Here is a 4,290-nt window from a genome sequence, read left to right as displayed (position 1 = left end):
TTTTGCTGTCAAAGTTGAGTAAGAAGATTTGCAAGAAAGAGGAGAAAAGCTTCTATTCTTCTTAGCGTTACTCAGCAGATAAGGAATATACATCAAAACAAAAGAGAGAGGAATGCCCGAACGCCACTCCTCTCCTGAANNCTCCTGAAAAGTAGTCCACTTACTACGTCAGCTTTAGCGACCCAGCTCCGATTTTCTCTTTGGTTTCTTTATTGAATAGAAGGTAGTTACTGGCGAAGAAAGAGATCTCCATAACAGAATCAACCACGAAATCTACTCTTCCGAAAACTACTATTGAGAACATGGTGTTCTTGATCTTTGCTCTCACAACCGTCTCCATTCCAGAAGGGAGCGTGGAGTAGATCGTACAGGTATTCTCTCCAGAACCCGGTTTCAGCTCGATGTCTTCCGGCCTTAATCCAATTATTACTTCATCTCCGCTCTTGACTTCATCGTCTTTCTTCATAAGAAGCATCTCCAGGCTCAGTTCTGCCGTTCTTAGAACAGTCGTCTCTCCTTCAACTCTATCTACTTTCGCATCAATCAAATTCATCGATGGATTACCGATGAAGTCTCCAACGAAGACATTTGCAGGCTGATCGTATATCACGAGAGGAGGCGCATACTGCTGGAGAACCCCCTCTTCAAGGAGACAGACCTTGGTTGCCAGTGTCATCGCTTCCAGCTGATCGTGGGTAACGTATACGACCGTCGATTCTATTTCCCTGTGAAGTCGTTTCAGTTCGGCTCGCATTTCCATCCTCAACTTTGCGTCAAGGTTAGAAAGCGGTTCGTCCATCAGAAGCACCTTAGGATTTGGAGCGAGGGTTCTGGCAATGGCAACTCTCTGCTGCTGACCACCTGAAAGCTCTGAAGGATATCTGTCAAGCAGATCGCTTATTTTGACGAGATCGCCCATCTCCTTCACTCGCTTTCTAATTTCCTCTTTGCTCCACTTCATGTTTTCCAGACCGAAGGCTATGTTCTGGTAGACAGTCATATGCGGCCACAATGCGTAATTCTGGAAGAGGAGACCCACGTCCCTCTTGTCAGGTGAGAGATTCAACTGCTTCTCGCTTGAAAAGACCACCTTCCCACCGATGCTGATCTCACCAACTGTTGGAGTCTCAAGCCCGGATATCATTCGAAGCGTCGTGGTTTTACCACATCCGGAGGGACCAAGAAGTGTCACAAAGTCGCGGTCCTCAATTGTAAGATCTAAATTGTCAACCGCGATGACACTTCCGAAAGTCTTTGTCAGATTCTTCAGTATAATCTCAGGCATCAGGTCAACCTCCTATCCCTTTATCCAGACTTGCGCCAGTCACTTTATTGATGATGAAATTGAATATCAGAACTATACCGATTATCAGAAGCACAATTGCATTGGCGTATTGATTCCAGCCCTTCTCGTTATACTTGAAAAGCATTGTAGTCAAGATACTGGTCGCCGGTGTTACAAGCAGTATGTAAAGAGCAAGCTCTCTCATGCTAGAGATGAAGGGCAGAAGATATCCGGATATTACAGTTGGCTTCTGAATCGGTATGATTATCTTTACCATCCTTTTCCACCATCTGACTCCCAAGATTATTGCGGCCTCTTCAATTTCCTTGCCGAGCTGTAGAATTGCATTAATCCCCGCTCTGGATGCGAAGGGTAAATACTTCACCGAACCGACAAGAGCTAGAATTGCAAAAGTGCCGTAAAGAGGCGGTATAAACCCTCGTTGAACGGAGAACATCGATAGATATATAGCACCAAATGCCATACTAGGAATCAAATATGGGAAGAAGGCCAGCCTGTCAACCATATTGGAACCGAACTTTCCTCTGGTTTTGGCGACGGAGTACCCAATGAGAATCCCTATGGTACCAGCAATTAACGCCACTACAAGTGACAGCGAGAAACTGTTGAACAACCCCTGATAAACATACTTGTTCTTCAGAATACCAGGTTCTCCGTTTGCGATATCTGGACTACCCTCTCCAGTCCAGAAAATCGTTGAGAGATTGCTTAAGGAATAATTCCCTGGCTCTACAAAGAAAGACTGCGCCGCAAAGGTCAACAACGGAATTACCGCTACGGCAACCAGGATAACCAACATGATTGCCGAAACAGGAGTACGAAGCTTTCTCAAATTCACTAGCGAAATGTTTCCGCTCTTTCCGGTTACCGTTGTAAATCCCTTTCTCTTGCCAATGATTATCTGGTTGATTGTCAGAATTGCCACCCCAACAACTATCATGAAGGAAGCGATGGTATATCCGGCACCGGGGTTAACTCCATTGATTGTTCTGTATAACTGTGTTGTGAGCACCTGATACCTCACCGGACCTCCCAAGAATGATGGCACTGCAAAGGCACTCATGGCACTGGAAAATACAAGCAAGAATGTCGAAAGGATGGCAGGCATAACTATGGGCACAGTTATCTTGAGGATTATGCGTAAACGTGATGTCTTTAAAATAACAGCAGCTTCTTCGAGGTTTGCATCCATGTTTCTCAAAATTCCTCCGATCAAGATGAAGGCGAATGGCGCGTAGTGCATACCCAGTACGAGAACGATCGGAACAAATCCATACGCAAACCAGTCTGCAGTCTCAATACTCGTTAGGGCCGTGAATATGCCCGGTACGCCACCAATGCTCTTGTTCTTGAAGAAGTTCAGCCAGGCCATAGCCAGTGTCCAGGAGGGCATAATATATGGGAATAGCATCATGGTCGATATGGATTTCTTAAACCTCAAATTGGTTCTGGTAACCATCCAGGCGAAAAACCCACCGACTATGAGTGCAAAGGCGCAGGTAGCTGCTGCTACCAATAATGTATTAGTCAGAGGTTTGTAAAACAAGTTGTCGCTTGCCGCACTGTTGAAGACATACTCCCAGTGGTAGGTCGTGAAGTCTCCAACACTGGAACCTCTCACCCTTCTGACTTCTGCAGAATGGACTGTCAACGTGTCTACACCGATGTAGAAGAGAGGCACAATTGTCAGATAAACGAGTACAATCAGAAGGACTAGCAAAATTGCATGTTCGGGTTTTGAGAAATATGCGAGTAACCTGTTTAAGAGTTTCTTCATAGCAACCACCTTTGAGAGGACTAAGGCTCCCCCAAAAGGGGGAGCCCAGCAACTGTGATCAATATGCGTACATATTCCAGAAATCTTCTACATCCAGCCTGTTGTTGAAAAGGAATTCGGGATCTTCACCTATCAATAACTTCTCCCACACATCGAACGCATTGTCGCCAGGATATGGAAGGATATTCGGATTCGACGAGTAAGTTCCCTCAGAGCCAGCCCAAGGAGCAAAACCTTCTTCTGTCAATAGATACTCAATGAAGAGCTTTGCCGCATTGGGATGTACGGCGTTGCTTGTCAGCATCATATAACTGGGGTAGTAAAACCCTGCGAAGGGTTCCATACCCATTATCGGTAGAAGGGCGAGATTCTTGGTCACTCTGTATCGCACCTTCGAATAAGTACAAAGTCCTACCTTATCGATGCCTTCTCCCCTAATTCCGAGAGATTCGGCCATCGTCGTGTCGCTGTTGATAAAGACCAATCCGTTTTCCAGAACGCCCTTCATCCACTCGTAGCCGGCATTCTCAGTCGTAAGCTGAATTGATTCACCGAAGTATCTCTCATAAGCCAATTCAAGATCTTTGACTACTTCTGGGGTGGTTAGCATAGTTAGGAAGTTCATGTTGACTCCTTCCTTGAAAGGATCCTTGAAGAAGAATCTTCCCTCAAATGCAGGATCGGCAAGTGCCCAAACATTTGCAACGGGTGGATAAGTGAATGTCTCGGAATTGTACAAAAACACCTTCGTGATAACAGACAACACGAGAGGATTCTGCATAGATTCTGGAATAATATCCTTCATGTCTTCTGGAACGTAGTTGATCAAGTATCCAGGTTCGATTAGCTCTCCGAATACTCTCCCGCCATCCTGAGCTATTACGAAATCTGCTCCGACGATGCCGCTTCCCACCTCTCTAGAGACCTTTTCGATCATCTCAAAGTCCTNNTCCTTCAAGTTATAGGCTTCTACGGCAATTCCATACTTTGCTGTAAAGGCTTCGGCCGCGTTTGATATTCTGCTGGTTATAGAATATACAACGACCTTCCCTTCCTTCTTTGCAGCCTCAAGCAGTTCCGGAGAAACTGCAAGGATAGAAATTCCTAACGCGATAAATAGGACGAGCAAGAACGACCTTAATCTCATAAAACACCTCCAAAATTGAAAAAACATGTGTCACAAATTCTCTTTGTGCACCTTCTGCTC

The 4,290-nt window shown here is 45.4% G+C and carries 2 protein-coding genes; both read right to left on the bottom strand.

Translation table 11 applies throughout. The features are described 5' to 3' along the window. Window positions 1–163: 163 nt before the first annotated feature. Window positions 164–1,285: an ABC transporter ATP-binding protein gene (locus B3K42_RS13260; RefSeq protein ID WP_110991007.1), complete on the bottom strand. Its 1,122-nt coding sequence runs from the start codon at window positions 1,283–1,285 to the stop codon at window positions 164–166. A 4-nt stretch (window positions 1,286–1,289) separates the two neighbouring features. Next, on the bottom strand, window positions 1,290–3,083 hold the full coding sequence (locus B3K42_RS13255) for an ABC transporter permease (RefSeq protein ID WP_110991008.1): 1,794 nt from the start codon (window positions 3,081–3,083) through the stop codon (window positions 1,290–1,292). Window positions 3,084–4,290: the final 1,207 nt, after the last annotated feature.

The organism is Mesotoga sp. UBA6090 (assembly GCF_002435945.1).
Classification (GTDB): Bacteria; Thermotogota; Thermotogae; order Petrotogales; family Kosmotogaceae; genus Mesotoga.
Note: the sequence above shows the minus strand (reverse complement) of the source record. Positions and strands in the feature narration are given on the sequence as shown.

Bases quoted from the DNA above. Each gene is read 5' to 3' on its own strand.
- B3K42_RS13260 (WP_110991007.1), bottom strand. From the start codon at position 1,285: ATGCCTGAGATTATACTGAAGAATCTGACAAAGACTTTCGGAAGTGTC.
- B3K42_RS13255 (WP_110991008.1), bottom strand. From the start codon at position 3,083: ATGAAGAAACTCTTAAACAGGTTACTCGCATATTTCTCAAAACCCGAA.